The 16,528-nt window shown below is 73.1% G+C and carries 8 protein-coding genes; all 8 read left to right on the top strand.

The features are described 5' to 3' along the window. Positions 1-41: 41 nt before the first annotated feature. Positions 42-281 (top strand): phosphopantetheine-binding protein, encoded by a 240-nt coding sequence (locus ACFVJX_RS08035; protein WP_384127444.1) that lies wholly within the window; start codon positions 42-44, stop codon positions 279-281. After that, a complete protein-coding gene (locus ACFVJX_RS08030; RefSeq protein ID WP_384127442.1) occupies positions 278-1,129 on the top strand; it encodes a siderophore-interacting protein in 852 nt (283 codons plus the stop codon). The genes ACFVJX_RS08035 and ACFVJX_RS08030 overlap by 4 nt, the downstream gene beginning before the upstream one ends. 110 nt (positions 1,130-1,239) lie before the next feature. Further along, positions 1,240-2,241: an ABC transporter substrate-binding protein gene (locus ACFVJX_RS08025; protein WP_384127440.1), complete on the top strand. Its 1,002-nt coding sequence runs from the start codon at positions 1,240-1,242 to the stop codon at positions 2,239-2,241. Next, positions 2,238-3,260, top strand: coding sequence for a FecCD family ABC transporter permease (locus ACFVJX_RS08020; RefSeq protein WP_384127438.1), 1,023 nt, complete (start codon positions 2,238-2,240; stop codon positions 3,258-3,260). The genes ACFVJX_RS08025 and ACFVJX_RS08020 overlap by 4 nt, the downstream gene beginning before the upstream one ends. Then, positions 3,257-4,252, top strand: a complete 996-nt coding sequence (locus ACFVJX_RS08015; RefSeq protein WP_384127436.1) for a FecCD family ABC transporter permease — start codon at positions 3,257-3,259, stop codon at positions 4,250-4,252. The genes ACFVJX_RS08020 and ACFVJX_RS08015 overlap by 4 nt, the downstream gene beginning before the upstream one ends. Then, the gene (locus ACFVJX_RS08010; RefSeq protein WP_384127434.1) at positions 4,249-5,034 is read left to right on the top strand and encodes an ABC transporter ATP-binding protein; all 786 of its coding nucleotides are present in this window, start codon (positions 4,249-4,251) and stop codon (positions 5,032-5,034) included. The genes ACFVJX_RS08015 and ACFVJX_RS08010 overlap by 4 nt, the downstream gene beginning before the upstream one ends. Before the next feature lies 1 nt (position 5,035). Continuing rightward, positions 5,036-15,010 carry an amino acid adenylation domain-containing protein gene (locus ACFVJX_RS08005; protein WP_384127432.1) on the top strand — a complete coding sequence of 3,325 codons (9,975 nt, stop codon included), beginning with the start codon at positions 5,036-5,038 and terminating at the stop codon, positions 15,008-15,010. Beyond that, a complete protein-coding gene (locus tag ACFVJX_RS08000) occupies positions 15,007-16,407 on the top strand; it encodes an MDR family MFS transporter (RefSeq protein ID WP_384127430.1) in 1,401 nt (466 codons plus the stop codon). Before ACFVJX_RS08005 ends, ACFVJX_RS08000 begins: the two co-directional genes overlap by 4 nt. The last annotated feature ends 121 nt before the right edge of the window (positions 16,408-16,528 follow it).

The following is a 16,528-nucleotide window of genomic DNA, read 5'->3' as shown; positions in this document are numbered from 1 at the left end:
GTGCCTTCCGCGCCGGCGCCCATCCCCGCAGGAGCCACCCGATGACCCAGACCCTGTCGCCCGAGCGCCTCCGCGCCGACATAGCGGAGCTGCTCGACTGCGACCCCGCCGACATCGCACCCGATGAGAACCTGGTCGACCTGGGCCTGGACTCGATGCGGATCATGGTCCTGGTCGAGCGCTGGCGTGCCGCGGGGGCGGCGACGCTGGAATTCCCCGATCTGGCCGAGAAGCCCGAACTGGCCCACTGGACGGCGGTCGTCACGGGCGGTGCCGCATGAGCCGGATCGACCACCGGCACCGCCACCTGGACCGGATCGCGGAGGTCCGGACGGGCCTGAGCGCCGAGAAGGTGGGATATCCGATCGGCATCCGACGGACCGAGGTCGTGCGAACCGCGCCGGTCGGCGCGGGCCTGCTGCGGGTGACACTGGGCGGGGCGGGCACCGAGGGGTTCGAGGCCCACTCACCGGACGAACACGTGAAACTGATCTTCCCGGACCCGGACGGCACGCTGCGGCTGCCCGAGCCGAACGGGGCGATGCTCCACTGGCCGCGGCCGGCGGTCGTCTCGCGGGAGTACACCGTGCGCCGCTACGACCCGGTGGCGGGCGAGATCGACATCGACATCGCCCCGCACGACGGCGGACTCGCGTCGGACTGGGCGCACGAGGCCCGGCCCGGCGACATCATGCACATCGCGGGTCCGCCCGGCGGGCTGATCGTCCCGCACACCTACGACCGCTATCTGCTCGCGGGCGACATCACGGCCCTCCCAGCTATCGCGCGATGGCTGGAGGAACTGCCCCGATCCGCGAAGGGCTGGGCGTTCGTCGAAGTCGCCGACGCGGAACAGGAGATCGAGCTGTCCGCCCCCGAGGGTGTCGAGGTGCGCTGGCTGCACCGCGGGGACCTGCCGGCGGGCACCGGTGACGCCCTGGAGCGTGCGGTGACCGCGGTGAGCGTGCCCGGGGGCGAGCGGGTGTACGTGTGGGTCGCGGGTGAGGCGGGGCAGATCAAGCCGCTGCGCCGATGGGTCCGCGACGAACTGCGGCTGGACAGGGCCGACCACGACATCACCGGCTACTGGAAGCGCGGCGTCGCCGACTTCGACGAGGACGACCACTGACCGACCGGGCGTGGGCGGGCGGGCGGCGGGCCCGGCCCCGGGTTGTCCTGCCGGAAGATCTTCAACTAAGGTAAGCCTTACCTAAGTAACTGAGCAACAGGGAGCATTACATGTCCATACGCAGATCGTTCGGCCTGATCGGCGCCGTGTCGCTGACCCTCGTCCTGGCCGGATGCGGCGGGTCGTCATCGGACGACGGGTCGGACGCTTCGGGTAAGGCCAAGACCCGGGTGTTCACCGCGGACAACGGCAAGATCACCATTCCGGCCGACCCGAAGCGTGTGGTGGCCACCGGCTACGCCGTCCCCGTCATGATCGAGGCCGGCGCACCGCTGGTCGGGATCTCCTCCTGGCAGCGTGGCGAGCCGATGATGACCAAGGGCGATCTCGCCACGTACAAGAAGCTCCCCAAGGTGGCGGGCGAGCAGGCGGCCGAGACCAACTACGAGGCCGTCGCCGAGGCCGATCCCGATCTGATCGTCATCGGTGTTCCCGCTCCCGTGCTCGGTGACATCGACATCAAGCGGCTGGAGTCCATCGCCCCCGTCGTGGCGATCGGCCCGACCGTGCCGTCCGCCTGGCGCGAGCTCTCCCGCAAGCAGGCCGACGCAGCCGGCGCGCTCACGAAGTTCGACGCCGCGAAGAAGACCTACGAGACCAAGGCCGCCGGCCTGGCCAAGAAGTACAAGGACGTGCTGCCCCAGCTCAAGCTGGGCCATGTCGGCGCCTACGGTGACGCCGCCAAGGGCACCTTCCAGCGCGAGTTCGACGGTTCGTGGGGCCCCAACATCGCCAACGACATCGGCGCGAAGTACTACGGCAAGGTCAAGAAGCCCGGCGCCGGATCGGCCTCGGTCAGTGAGTACCCGTCCATCGAGGAACTCCCGGCCGCCTTCCGCGGGGCCGACGCACTGACCTACTCGGTCAACGCCGACGGCAGCGTCCCCAAGCCCGTCCAGTACGTCCTGGACTCCAAGCTCTGGAAGAACCTCCCCGCCGTCAAGGCCGGGAAGGCGTTCCCGTTCCGCTACACCGAGGCCGCCACCTACGGTGAGGCACTGAAGACCCTGGACGCGATCGACGAGTCGCTCGCTCCGCTGCTGAAGCCGTGAGGGTCGCGGGCCGCGCGTCCCGGGCGGCGAAAACGGGGCGGGCCGTGCCGCAGATCGGTCTGCTCGTCGGCGGACTGGTGCTGCTGGCGGCGGTCGCCGTCCTCAGCATGGGAATCGGGGCCCGCCACGTAGCACCCACCGAGGTCGTCAAGGCACTCCTGGACTACCGGGGCACCGACGACCACGTGGTCGTCCGGGACGTCCGGGCGCCGCGAGCGCTGCTGGCCATCGCGGTGGGCGCCGCGCTCGCGGTGGCCGGCGCCCTGATCCAGACGCTGGCCCGCAACCCACTGGCCGAGCCCGGCATCCTCGGAGTCACCGCGGGCGCCGGGTTCGCCGTCACCATCGGCTCGGCCCTCGGCCTCGCCACCGGTCAGGGCGGCGAACTGGGCTTCTCGATCCTCGGCTCCGTACTCGCGGCACTCCTGGTCGCCGCGGTCGGGCGACGCTCGCCCCTGCGCCTCGTGCTCACCGGTGTGGCGCTCACCGCGGTGCTGAGCGGCGTAGCGCTGGGCATGCGGCTGATGCTCCCGGACGTCTTCGACACCTACCGCTTCTGGTCGGTCGGATCGCTGGCCGGCCGCGAACAGGAGCCACTGACAGTGCCGTTGACCGCCATCGGAGTGTGCCTGCTCGGCGCGCTGCTGCTGAGCCGGGCGCTCAACGCCCTCACCCTGGGCGAGCACGTGGCCCACACCCTGGGCGCGGGCGTCGGCCGGGTACGGGCCGCCACCCTGGTGCTCATCACCGTCCTCAGCGGCGCGGCGACCGCGGTGGCCGGGCCCATCCTCTTCGTCGGGCTGATCGTGCCGCACCTGGTACGCAAGCCCGCGGCGGGCTCGGTGCCCTGGCTCATCCTCTACACGATGGTGCTCGGCCCCGTCCTGCTGCTGATCGCCGACATGGGCTCGCGGGTACTGCTGCCCACCGGCGAGGTGCCGGTGGCCGTGGTGACCGCGTTCCTCGGCGGCCCCATGCTGATCTGGGCGGTTCGCCGCTACGGGGCGGGGTCGCTGTGAACGTGCTCGGACTGAGGACCGAACGCCGCACGGTCCTGCTCGTCGCCGTGATGGTCGCCCTGATGCTCGGCCTGGGCCTGCTCGGACTGTGTTACGGGGCGTCATGGGCGTCCCCCGGCAAGGTCTTTTCCGTGCTCACCGGGACGGAACACTCCGTGGTGATCCGGGACTGGCGGCTGCCGCGCGTGCTGGCCGGACTGGTCTTCGGCGCGGCGCTCGGCGTGGCGGGGGCCATCTTCCAGAACCTCACCCGCAACCCGATGGGCAGCCCCGACGTCATCGGCCTCGACGCGGGCGCCTACACCGGCGCCCTGGTCGCCCTCACCGTGCTGTCCGGCACATCCGCGCAACTCGCCGCGGGCTCGGTGCTCGGCGGACTGCTCGTCGCTGCCGCGATCTACCTGCTGTCGATCGAACACGGCTTCTCCGGAATGCGGTTGGTCGTGATCGGCATCGCCGTCAACGCGATGGTGACCGCGATCAACTCGTGGATCGTGCTGCGCGCCGACCTGGAGGTGGCCATCGCCGCCGTCGGCTGGAGCGCCGGATCGCTCAACGGAGTGGGCTGGTCCGACCTGAGGATCCCGTTCACGGTGATCGCCGTGCTGCTGGCCCTGATGACCGCACGGGCCCACGCCATGCACCAGGCATCGCTCGGCGACGCGATCGCGGTGACCACCGGGGTCGGACTCGACCGGCTGCGGCTGCTCATGGTGCTGGTCGGCGTCGGCTGCACGGCCACGGTGACCGCGGTCGCCGGACCCATCGCGTTCATCGCGCTGGCAGCCCCGCAGATCGGCCGCAGGCTCGCGGGCGCGGCCGGAGTACCACTGCTCCCCGCCGCACTGACCGGGGCGGTGCTCCTCCAGGGCGCCGACCTGATCGCCCAGATGCTGCTCGCGCCCGTCGCGCTGCCCGTCGGCGTGGTGAGTACCGCGATCGGCGGCTGCTATCTGATCTGGCTGCTGACCAAGGAGGTGAGGCGCGCGTGACCGCACGCCTGACGGCGCGGGAGATAACCCTGCGCTACGGAGACCGCGTCGTGTCCACACGGCTGAGCCTGGACATCCCCGACGGCGCGTTCACCGCCATCGTGGGCCCCAACGCCTGCGGGAAATCAACCCTGTTGAGCGCACTGGTCCGGCTGCTGCGCCCGGACTCCGGTCAGGTGGAGCTCGACGGCCGAGAGGTCGGCGGCTACGGGACCAAGGCACTGGCCAAGCAACTCGGCTTCCTGCCGCAGGACCCCCTCGCGCCCGACGACATCAGGGTCAGGCAGCTGGTGGCACGGGGGCGGTACCCGCACCAGTCGATGCTGGCACTGTGGTCGGCCGACGACGAACAGGCCGTCACCGAGGCCATGGCCGCAGCCGGCGTCGGGGACCTGGCCGGCCGGCCGGTGCAGGAGCTGTCCGGCGGACAGCGGCAGCGGGTGTGGATGGCCATGGTGCTCGCCCAGCAGACGTCCTATCTGCTGCTCGACGAACCGACGTCGTTCCTGGACATCACCCACCAGTACCAGCTGCTCGGACTGCTGGCCAGGCTGCGCAACGAGGGCCGCACGGTCGTAGCCGTCCTGCACGACATCAACCAGGCCTGCCGCTTCGCCGACCATCTGGTCGCCATGAAGGACGGCCGGGTGGTCGCCGAGGGAGACCCCGGGGACGTCGTGGACGCCGCGCTGATCAAGGACGTGTTCGACCTGCCGAGCGTCATCGTCCCCGACCCGGTGACCGGCACACCGATGGTCGTACCCACACTTCTAGGAGAGTAAGTTGAGCACCGCAAGCGCGCCCTCGGACGGCCTTCTCGCCCTGACCAGCGCCCAGTTGGGCATCTGGAACGCGCAGCGCCTGGAGCCGGACTCGCCGTACTACGTGGTCGGGGACGTGGTCGAGATATCCGGCAGCGAGCCGGTCGACGCGGACGCGCTGGCCGAGGCGGTCCGGGCGACCACCGAAGAGGCCGAGAGCTTGCGGCTGCGGGTGTACGACACCGAGGACGGGCCGCGCCAGGCGGTGAGCGAGGAGCCGGTCCCGCTGCCCGATGTGGTCGACGTCAGCGCCGAGGCCGATCCCGCGGCCGCGGCCCAGGCATTCGTCGACGCGGAGCGGGGGAGGGCGGCCGAGGCCTGCCGGGGGATGGTGGACCGGCCGCTGTACGCACGAACCGTCATCAGGCTGTCCGACCGCGAGGTCTGGTACACCCAGCTCGGCCACCACCTCGTCTTCGACGGCTACACCGCCGCGATGCTCGCCCGCCGCACCGCAGCCCGCTACACCGCCCTGGTGCGCGGGACACAGGTGCCGCGCTGCACCTTCGGCGGATTCGCGGAGCTCGTCGCCGCCGACCGGGCCTACCGCGAGAGCGACCGCTTCACCGAAGACCGCGCGTACTGGGTCGAGCGGTTCACCCCGCTGCCCGAACTCGGGGACACCGCCGAGCCCGACACCGGCGGTTCGCCCGAGCGGACCCTGACCGCCCGCGCCGTGATCACGCCCGAGGAGACCGCCCGGCTGCGCGAGTTCGCAGGCAAGGAGGGTGTCGCCTGGGGCGAGGCGCTGATCGCCTGCTACGCCGCCTTCCTGCACCGCATGCTGGGCCACACCGACGTGGTGTTCGCCCTGCCGCTGATGTGCCGGGCCGGCTCGACCGAGCTGCGCACCCCCGCCATGGCCGTCAACGTGCTGCCCCTGCGGGTGGCCGTCCGTGGCGGGGACGGGCTCGGTGAGCTGAGCCGGCGGGTCGCGTCCGCCATGCGCGAGATGCGCGACCACCAGCGCTACCGGGGTGAGGACCTGCCCCGGGACCTCCAAGTCCCCGGCGCGGGAGCGCTGTTGCACGGACGCGGCATCAACCTCAAGGCGTTCGACCTGGCGATCGACTTCGCCGGCGCCGGCGGTGTGATGCGCAACGTGGCCGGCGGACCGCCGGAGGACATGGGCCTGAGCGTGCTGCCGACCCGGGACGGCGGGCTGCTGCTCGGCTTCGAGGTCGACGCCCGTTCCAAGGACCAGGCGGCCGTGGACGGTCTGCTGTCCGGGTTGCGGGCCCTGCTGTCCGGGCTGACCGAAGGGCTTCCCGTCGGCCGGATCGCGCTGACCGACGACGTGGCCGCGCTGTTGGCACCCTGGCGCCCGGCCGCGCTGCCCGGCACCCCGGTGGACGTACCGGCCGCCTTCGACGCCATGACCGCCGCCGGTCCCGGGCGTACCGTCCTGGTCGGCGGTGACGACCGGCTGTCCGCGGCGCAGTTGGCGGACCGGGTGCACCGGCTGGCCCGCGCCCTGCGGGCCCGCGGGATCGGTCCCGACGACGTCGTGGCGCTCGCGCTGCCGCGCTCCACCGACTCGGTGGCCGCACTGCTGGCCGTGCTGGACGCCGGGGCCGCGTTCCTGCCCCTGGACGCCGCGCACCCGCCCGAGCGGCTGCGCGAGCTGATCGACGACACCCGCCCCGCCCTGGTCCTGACCGCCGGCGCGGTCGACGGACTGCCCTGGGGCACGCTGCTCGACGAGGCCGCCGGCCTGTCCGGCGAGCCGCTGACAGCCGCCGAACTGGCCGCGCCCCGGCACCCCGAGCACCTCGCCTACGTCATCCACACCTCCGGATCGACCGGCCGCCCCAAGGGCGTGCTCGGCCGGGCCGGCGGGCTCGCCTCGCTCCTGCACCACCAGCGGTCCACCGTCGTCGCCGAGGCCGAGCAGGCGGCGGGCAGGCAACTGCGCGTCGCGCACACCTACTCGTTCGCATTCGACTCCGCCTTCGACCACCTGGTGTGGCTGCTGTGCGGACACGAACTGCACGTCTACGACACCGAGACCGCCCGGGACGCCGACGCCCTGCTCGCCGCCTTCGCCCACGACGGCATCGACATCGTGGACACCACACCGTCGATGGCCGCACCCCTGATCGACGCGGGTCTGCTCGACCGGCGGCCGACGCTGCTCGTCCTCGGCGGGGAGGCCACCCCGCCCGCCCTGTGGCGCCGCGTCGCCGGATCCGGGGTCACCGCACGCAACATCTACGGGCCGACCGAGGCCACCGTGGACAGCACCACAGCACGGATCGAGGGCGACGAGCCGACGATCGGCCACCCGCTCGCCGGCACCAGGACCTACGTACTGGACAGCGCCCTCCAGCCCGTCCCGCACGGCACGGCGGGCGAGCTCTACCTGGCCGGACCGCACCTGGCCCGCGGCTACCTCGGCATGCCCGGGGCCACCGCCGACCGCTTCGTCGCCGACCCGTTCGGCGCACCGGGCGAGCGGATGTACCGCACCGGTGACCTGGCCCGCTGGGTGCCCGGCCGTGGCCTGGAGTACCGGGGCCGCGGCGACGGACAGGTCAAGATCCGCGGCCACCGGGTGGAGACCGGCGAGGTCGAGGCGGCGCTCGCCGCCGTACCCGGGGTCACCGCGGCCGCCGCCGGGGTGCGTGCGTCCCGGCTGATCGGATACATCGCGTCCACCTCGGTCACCGCCGAACAGGCGCGCGCCCACCTGGCCGAGCGGCTCCCCGAACACATGGTGCCCGCCGCGGTCGTGGTGCTGGACCGGCTGCCTGTCACACCCAACGGCAAGCTCGACCGGGCCGCCCTGCCCGCGCCCACGCTGCCGGGCGGGGCCGGCCGGGAGCCCGGCACCGAGCGGGAGCGGCTGCTGTGCGCCGTCCTCTCCGAGGCACTCGACGTCGAACGGGTCGGCGTGGACGACGACTTCTTCGCCCTCGGCGGGGACAGCATCACCGCGATCACCGTCAGCAGCAGGCTGCGGGCCGCCGGCCTAGCGCTGCGCCCCAGGGACCTCCTGGCCCGCCGCAGCTTCGCCGCACTGGCGGCCACCGCCGAACTGCTCCAGGAAGCTCCCGAGGCGGTCGACGACCCGACCGGACCCGTGCCCGCGCCACCGATCGTGCGTGGCCTGCTCGACCCTCACCCGGACGTCGACGTCGTCGCCGGATACGCGCAGTGGACCGCCCTGCGCGTCGGTGAACTCGCCCACGAAGACCTGGTCACGGGCGTACAGACCGTGCTCGACCACCACGACGCCCTGCGGCTGCGAGTGGCCGACGGCCTGGAGGTGCTGCCCCGCGGCACGGTGCCGGCGGTCGTCGCCGAGGTGCACGGCGAGGACGTGACAGCCCTGGCCGAGCGGCTGGCCGGAGAGCTCGACCCGCGCTCCGGCGACCTGCTGCGCGTGTCCCTGCTCCGCACCGGCGACGGCACACCGGACCGGCTGGTCGTCGTCGTCCACCACCTCGCCATGGACGGAGTGTCCTGGCGCATCCTGCTGCCCGACCTGTACAGCGCCTGCACGGGCGCCGCCCTCGCCCCGGTCGGGGCGTCCTGGCGGCGGCACGCCACGCTCCTCGCCGAACAGGGCCGATCCGGCGCCCGCCGGGACGAACTCGACTACTGGCGAACCGCGCTCGGCTCCGCCTCCCGGCTGGGAACACGGCCGCTGGACCGGACGCGTGACACCGTATCGACGGCCCACCGCTCGGTCACCGTCGCCTCGGCCGAGGCGACCGAGGCCCTGCTGACCACACTGCCGGCGGCGTACCGCGCGGGGGTCGACGAAGTGCTGCTGGCCGCCCTCGTCCTCGCCCTGCGCGGCTGGGGCCTCACCGACGACGCGGTGACGGTCTCGATGGAGGGCCACGGCCGCGAACACCTCGACCTGTCCCGCACCGTCGGCTGGTTCACCAGCGAGTACCCGGTACGTGTACCCGCCTCCGACGACGTGGGTCAGGCGCTGCGCGCCGCCAAGGAGGCCCGCCGCGGCGTTCCCGACAGCGGGATCGGCTACGGCGTCCTGCGCCACCTCGACCCGCGGGCCGGCGCCGAACTCGCCGCCACCCCGCCGCCGGACGTGCTGCTCAACTACCTCGGCCGGTTCGCCCCGTTGTCCGGAACCGGCTGGCGGCTGCCGGAGCACGACGCCTTCTCGGTGACCGAGCCCGCGGCAAAGTCCCTGGAACAGGTCCTCGCCCTCAACTGCTTCGTCCACGAGGAGGACGCGCCCCGGCTCGCCGTCGAGTGGACCGCCGCGACCGAGGTGCTCGGCGCCGACGCCGTGACGGCCCTCCAGCAGGCCTGGGCCGCCGCCCTGGACGCCCTGGCCGCACACGCCCTGCACACCAGGGGTGGCCTCACCCCCTCCGACCTGCCGCTCGTCGGCCTCGACCAGTCCGCCATCGACGTACTCGAACGCACCGGCCCCATCGCCGACGTGCTGCCCGCCACCCCGCTCCAGGTCGGACTGTCCTTCCACACCCTGGTCCGCGACGACCAGGACACCGACGTCTACGTCGTCCAGGCCGTGACGACCCTGGCCGGCGAGCTGGAGCCGGGCCGGATGGCGGAGGCCGCCCGGGAACTGCTGCGCCGCCACCCCGCCCTGCGCGTGTACCTGGGCACGGCGGGCGACGACGTGGTGCAGGTGATCCCGACCGAGGTCGCCCTGGACTGGCGGGAGGACGACCGGTTCCCGGAGGCGGCCCGCGCCGAGCTGGCGCGCCCGTTCGACCCGGCCCGGCCGCCGCTGATCCGTTTCCTGCTGTCCCGTGTCGGCCCCGCCGAGCACAAGCTCGTGATCACCAACCACCACGCGCTGCTCGACGGCTGGTCGATGCCACTGGTCGGCCGCACCCTGCTGGCCATCTACGCCGAGCTGAGCGGCGGACCCGCCGCCCCGGCCTCCCCACCCCTCTCGGAGTACTTCCGCTGGCTGGCCGGCCGGGACCGGGAGGCGTCGCTCGACGCGTGGCGGAACGCCCTGGCCGGCGTCGACGACGCGACCCGGCTGGCACCCGCGAGCATCGAGACCGGTGTCGAGCGGCCCGGCCGCGAGACCGTCGGCCTCGGCCCCGAATTCAGTGACCGGCTGCGCGCGTTCGCCCGCGAGCAGGGCGTCACCCTGACCACGGTCCTCCAGACGGCATGGGGCCTGCTCCTCGGCAGGCTCACCGGACGTCGCGACGTCGTGTTCGGCTGCCCGGTCTCCGGGCGGCCCGCCGAGGTCGACGGTGTCGAGTCGATGATCGGACAGCTCGGCACCACCATCCCGGTGCGGGTCCGGCACACCCAGGACGAGACCGCGCGGGACCTCATGGCCCGGGTGCACGCCGAGAGCGTCGCCCTGGCCGAGCACCACCACACCGGCCTGCCGGGGATCCAGCGGGCCGTAGGCGTCGGTGAACTCTTCGACACGATGCTCGTCATGGAGAACTTCCCGCTCTCCAGCCGCAAGCGCACCCCGCTCACCCGCGGCCTCGACCTGGCCGGGGTGGACATCACCGACGCCACGCACTACGCCCTGACCGTCATCGTGATCCCGGACGACGAGATCACGATCGGCCTCGGCTACCAGCCGCGCGCCTTCGACGCGTCGACCGTCCGCGACTACGGCCGCTGGCTGCACAACCTCCTGCGGGAGATCGTCGAGGACCCGTCACGGCCCGCGCTCCGGCTGCCGGCGCTCGATGCCGACGAGCGGGCGCTCATGCTGCGTACCGGCACCGAGATCGTCCCCGCGAAGGACCGCGGCCACTGGCTGGACGAGTTCGCCGCCTGGGTGCGGCGCAAGCCCGGGGCCGAGGCCCTGGTCTGCCGCGACCGCAGCCTGAGCTACGAGGAACTGGACCGGCAGGCCAACCGGCTGGCCCGGGCGCTGATCGCACGCGGGGTACGGCCCCAGGACCCGGTCGCGGTGCTGCTGGGACGCGACATCGAGATGACCGTGGCACTGTTCGGCGTCGCCAAGGCGGGCGCGGTGTACGTGCCGATGGACGCGAGCTACCCGCGCGAGCGGCTTGCCTACATGTTCGACGACATCAACCCGGCCGCGGCCGTGACGACCGGCGCCGAACTGCCCGTCGACCGCGACATCCCCGTCCTGCGGCTCGACGACCCGTCCACCCTCGCGACCGTCCCCGACGCCGATCCGGCCGAGGCACGCGCCAGGCTCACCGAGGACGCGCTCGCCTACGTCATCTACACCTCGGGAACCACCGGGCGGCCCAAGGGCGTCGGCGTGACCCACCGGGGTGTGCCCGACCTGATCGCACTGCAGGAGGAGGTCGTGGGCGTCACCGAGCACGACCGCTACCTGCACTTCGCGTCGACCGGCTTCGACGTCGCGTTCTGGCAGACGATGGTGCCGCTGCTCTCCGGCGGCACCTCCGTGATCGCGCCCGAGGAGGTGCGCGTACCGGGCGACGAACTGCTCGACTACATCACCGAGCACCGGGTCACCGGAGTGAACCTGCTTCCGTCGTTCCTCGCCGCGATGCCCGACGACCGCACGGTGGACCCCGACGTCTTCTTCGTCGTCGGCGCCGAACGCCTCGACCCCGAGCTGGCGCGACGCTGGGGCCGGGGCCGCCGGGCACTCTTCAACGCCTACGGGCCCACCGAGGTCACGATCAACTCGGCGACCTGGCACTACGACCCGGACGACGCCGGACCGCTGCCCATCGGCCGCCCCGACCCCAACGTCCGCGCCTACGTGCTGGACGGCGGACTCCAGCCGGTCGGCACCGGCGTCACCGGCGAGCTGTACCTCGGCGGGCCGAGCCTGGCACGCGGATACCTGGGCCGCCCCGGCCTCACCGCGGCCAGCTTCGTCGCCGACCCGTTCGGCCCGCCCGGCGAGCGGATGTACCGCACCGGTGACCTGGTGCGCTGGCGGCCGGACGGCCAGCTGGTGTTCCTCGGCCGCGCCGACCACCAGGTCAAGATCCGCGGCTTCCGCGTCGAGCTGGGCGAGATCGAATCCACCCTGACCGGCCACCCCGACGTGCGCGCCTGCGCCGTCATCGTGCGCGAGGGCAGGCTCGTCGGCTACGTCATCCCGACCGACGACGCCGACCTCGACATCGCCCGGGTGCGCGAGTACCTGGCCGGGGAACTGCCCGACCACATGGTGCCGACGGCGCTCGTGCCGATCGACCGGCTGCCGCTGAGCCCGAGCGGCAAGCTCGACTCCGCCGCGCTGCCGGCGCCCGAGACCGTGGCCGCCGCCCGACGCGAACCCGCCACCGCGGAAGAGGCCGTGCTGCTCGGCGTGTTCCGGGATGTCCTCGGCACCGACGGCATCGGACCCGACGACAGCTTCTTCGCCATCGGCGGGGACAGCATCGTGTCCCTGCAAGTGGTGTCCCGGGCCCGTCGCCAAGGACTCGGCCTGACAGCGAAGGACGTGTTCGAGGGCGAGACCGTCGCCGGGATCGCCGCGCGGGCCGCCACCCTCGACGCCGGTGAGGCCCCCGCGACCGGGGAAGCGCCCCTGACCCCGATCATGCGCGACCTGCTGAGCCGTGCGGGGGAGGCGGCCGACGGATTCTGCCAGTGGGTGGAGATCTGTGTACCGCCCGGCGGCGACGAGACGACCTGGCGGTCCGTGCTCGACGCGATCCTGGCCCGGCACGACGTGCTGCGGGCCCGACTGACCGGCGGCACACTGCACATCCCGCCGGCCGGCACCGTGACCGGGGCCGACGTGCTGACCCGCGTACGGGCGGACGGCGACCTGCGCGCCCCCTCCGACGCGGGGATCGCCGCGGCCCGTGAGTCGATGGACCCGCGCACCGGCCCGCTGCTGCGCGCGGTATGGGTGGACGCGGGCCCCGACCGGCCCGGCCGCCTCGTCCTGATCGCCCACCACCTGGTCGTCGACGGTGTCTCCTGGCGCGTCCTGCTGGACGACCTGGAGCACGCCCACTCCGGCGGCACGCTGACCCGGCACGGTCAGTCGTTCCTCGGCTGGGCGCGCGCCCTGAGCGACGCCGACCGGCGGGACGAACTGCCGCACTGGCGGCTGATGAACGCCACACCGGCGCTCACCCGCCCGCTCGACCCCGCCCGGGACACCGTGGCCACCGCCACGCACCACGAGATCCGGCTCGACACCGAATCGACCCGCGCCCTGATCACGACGCTGCCCGCCCTCTACCGCACCACTCCGGACGCCGTACTGCTGACCGCGCTCGCACAGGCGGTACGGGCCTGGCGCGGCACACCCGAATTGCTGGTCGCGCTGGAGAGCCACGGGCGTCCCCGCCACGTCGACCTGTCCCAGACCGTCGGCTGGTTCACCGCCGTCCACCCCGTACGGCTCGACGCGGACGACGACGTGAAGGCGGTCAGGGAGCGGCTGCGCGCCCAGGGCGACGGCCTCGGTCACGGCATTCTCACCGCGGCCGGTCTGCTGGAACCCGTGCACCCGGAGATCGCCTGGAACTACCTCGGCCGCTACCCCGGCGCCCCGGACGAGGAGACGCCGTGGCAGGCGCCCCCGGACGCCGACCCGCTCGGCTCCAACGGCTCCGGCACGATGCCGCTCCCGTACAGCCTGATGGTCAACGCCCTGGTACGCGACGACGCGCTCGGCGTCCGGATCACCTGGCCCGCCGCCCTGTTCACCACCGCCGAGGCGGAGGAACTGGGGGAGAACCTGCGGACCGCGCTCCTGAGCATCGCCGCCACCGCCGAGATCAGGGCGCTCGACGGCGACCGCCCGGTCGCCGACGTCCAGCCGCTCACCCCGCTCCAGGAGGTGATGCTGCGGCACTCGCGCACCGAGCGCCCCGACCCGTACACCGTGCAGTCGGCCTTCACCCTCGCCGGTCCGCTCGACATCGAGGCCCTGCGCGCCGCGGGCGCCGGTCTGCTGGCCCGCCACCCGAACCTGGGTGCCGTGTTCCCCGCCGGCCTGGCGGTGATCCCCGTATCGCCCACGCCGGACTTCCGCGTGGCCGACGGGCCCGCCGACGAGGTACTCGCGGCCGACCTGGCCGAACCCTTCGACCTGGCCGGGGGCCCGCTCCTGCGCCTGACCGTGATCCGGCGCGGCCCCGAGCTCGTCGACCTCGTCATGACCAGCCATCACGTGCTCTCCGACGGCTGGTCCGCCCCGCGCATCCTCGCCGAACTGTTCGCCCTCTACACGGCGAACGTGCGCGGCGGCGCTCCGGGCCTGCCGGCCCCCGTACCGTTCGGCGACTACCTCCGCTGGTCCGCCGACCACGAACCCGACCTGGGCGCGTGGGCGGCCGAGCTGGACGGCCTGCCCGAGGGCGACTACCTGGGCGGCGGCGAACCCGGCCCCGCCTGGCAGGAACCCGAGGTCATCGACTTCGACGCCGCGCTGGTGGCCGACCTCACCACCCTCGCCGCCCGGCGCGGTCTGACCCTGAACACACTGGTGCAGGGCGCCTGGTCGGTGCTGCTCGCCCGGCGATCCGGTCACCTGGACGTCTGCTTCGGCGCCATGGTGTCCTGCCGTCCCCCGGAGCTGGCGGGCGTCGAGGAGATCATCGGCCTGCTGGCCAACACCGTGCCCGTGCGTGCACGGCTGGCCGGCACACTGGCCGACACCCTCGTTCGGCTCCAGTCCGGTCAGCGGGCCCTGATCGAGCACCACCACGTGGCCCTGACCGACCTGGAACGGCTGACCGGGCGGCGCAGGCTGTTCGACAGCCTGGTGGTGTTCGAGAACTATCCCGTCGACCCGGACCGTCTGCGCGAACCCGCCCCCGGGCTCACGGTCGTCGGAACCCGCTTCCGTGAGGCCACGCACCACCCGGTGACCCTGACCGTCATGCCCGACGGAGACGGCTGGACCGGTGTGTTCGCCCACCGTTCCGGCACGGACGTCGAAGGGCTCGCCGGCGAACTGCTCGACCTCCTGCGCAACCTCGACAAGCACCTCGACAACGACGTGCGCGACCTCCTGGCGGACCGATGAGTGAGAAGGCCGCTCCGCCCGACGAGCGGGTCGACCGGGAACTGCTGCGGATCGCGTTCATCCTGGTGCTCGGCACCTTCATGGCCACGCTGGACGCCACGATCGTCAGCGTCGGCATCGACCGCCTGACCGACGAGTTCGACGTGTCCGTCGCCGAGATCCAGTGGGTCACCACCGCCTACCTGCTGGCCGTCGTAGCCGCCGTGCCCGCGTCCGGCTGGCTGGCCGACCGGTTCGGCGGCCGGCGGACCTGGCTCGCCGCGGTGGGCGTCTTCCTGCTCGGCTCGGTGCTCTGCGCCTCGGCCTGGTCGGTGACCAGCCTGGTCGTGTTCCGGGTGATCCAGGGCCTCGGCGGCGGACTGCTGCCCGCGACGGGGCAGGCCCTGCTGGCCCGCGTCGCGGGCCCCGGCCGCACCGGCCGGGTGATCAGCGTCGTCGCGGTCGTCCCGCTGCTGTCACCGGTGTTCGGCCCGCTGGCCGGCGGCTCCATCCTCTCCGTCGCGCCCTGGCCGTGGCTGTTCCTGGTCAACCTGCCGATCGGAGTGGCCGCCGCCCTCCTCGCCCGCCGCTACGTCCCCGCGGTACCCCCGTCGAACCGGCGGACACCGTTCGACCTGCGCGGGGCGCTGCTGCTCTCGCCCGGTCTGGCCGTGCTGGTGTACGGACTCACCGAGGTCGCCCACGGCCGCACCGCCCCGGCCACGGCCGGCGTGGCGGTGGGACTGGCGATGCTGGCCGGCTTCACGGTGCACGGCCTGCGGACCATCGGCACCCCCCTGGTCGACCCCCGTCTGTTCACCCGTCCCCCCTTCGGCGCCGCCGCCCTCTCCCTCCTCGTCCTGGGCGCGTCGGTGTTCGGCACGATGTTCCTGCTGCCGCTGTACTTCCAGACCGGCCGAAACATGTCGGCCTGGGAAGCCGGCCTGCTGCTCGCCCCCCAGGGCCTGGGAGCGGCAGCCGGATCGGTCCTGGTCAACCGCACCATCAACAAGGTCCCCCCACGGACCCTGGTCATCACCGGCATCGTCCTCATCCTCGCGGGCACGGCCCCCTTCACCCAGCTCGGCCACGGACTCCCCGACGCCGTGATCGTCGCGGCACTGGCGGTGCGCGGCTTCGGGATGGCGATGGTCGGCGCGCCCGTGATGAACATCGTCTACAGCCGCATCGACCCCGAGCACCTCCCACGCGCGTCCGGCGCGCTCAACCTGCTCAACACCGTGGGCGGCTCGGTCGGCACGGCAGCCCTGGCCGTGGTCCTGCAGAACCGTCTGTCCGCCCGCGGCCCGGACATCTCCGCCGCGTTCGGCGACACCTTCTGGTGGGTCCTCGGCTTCTGCCTCTTCGCCGCGGCGGGGGCGACCAGGCTTCCGCGGACCCGGGCCAGGGGGGCGTGACGAGTGTCCGGCCGCGTCACAGGGCCCCTGCGGGCGAGTCCGTGACGTCGCGGTCCTGTCCGCCGGTCGTCACCGGCCGGCGGTCGCGACCGTGTGTCCGGCTCATCTCGACCGGCCCGCG

Origin of the sequence: Streptomyces sp. NPDC127177 (assembly GCF_042672475.1) — a bacterium.
Classification (GTDB): Bacteria; Actinomycetota; Actinomycetes; order Streptomycetales; family Streptomycetaceae; genus Streptomyces.
The sequence above is the reverse complement of the archived record's forward strand: the minus strand, read 5'-3'. Positions and strand labels throughout refer to the sequence as shown.

Bases quoted from the DNA above. Each gene is read 5' to 3' on its own strand.
- ACFVJX_RS08030 (WP_384127442.1), top strand. From the start codon at position 278: ATGAGCCGGATCGACCACCGGCACCGCCACCTGGACCGGATCGCGGAG.
- ACFVJX_RS08035 (WP_384127444.1), top strand. From the start codon at position 42: ATGACCCAGACCCTGTCGCCCGAGCGCCTCCGCGCCGACATAGCGGAG.
- ACFVJX_RS08000 (WP_384127430.1), top strand. From the start codon at position 15,007: ATGAGTGAGAAGGCCGCTCCGCCCGACGAGCGGGTCGACCGGGAACTG.
- ACFVJX_RS08025 (WP_384127440.1), top strand. From the start codon at position 1,240: ATGTCCATACGCAGATCGTTCGGCCTGATCGGCGCCGTGTCGCTGACC.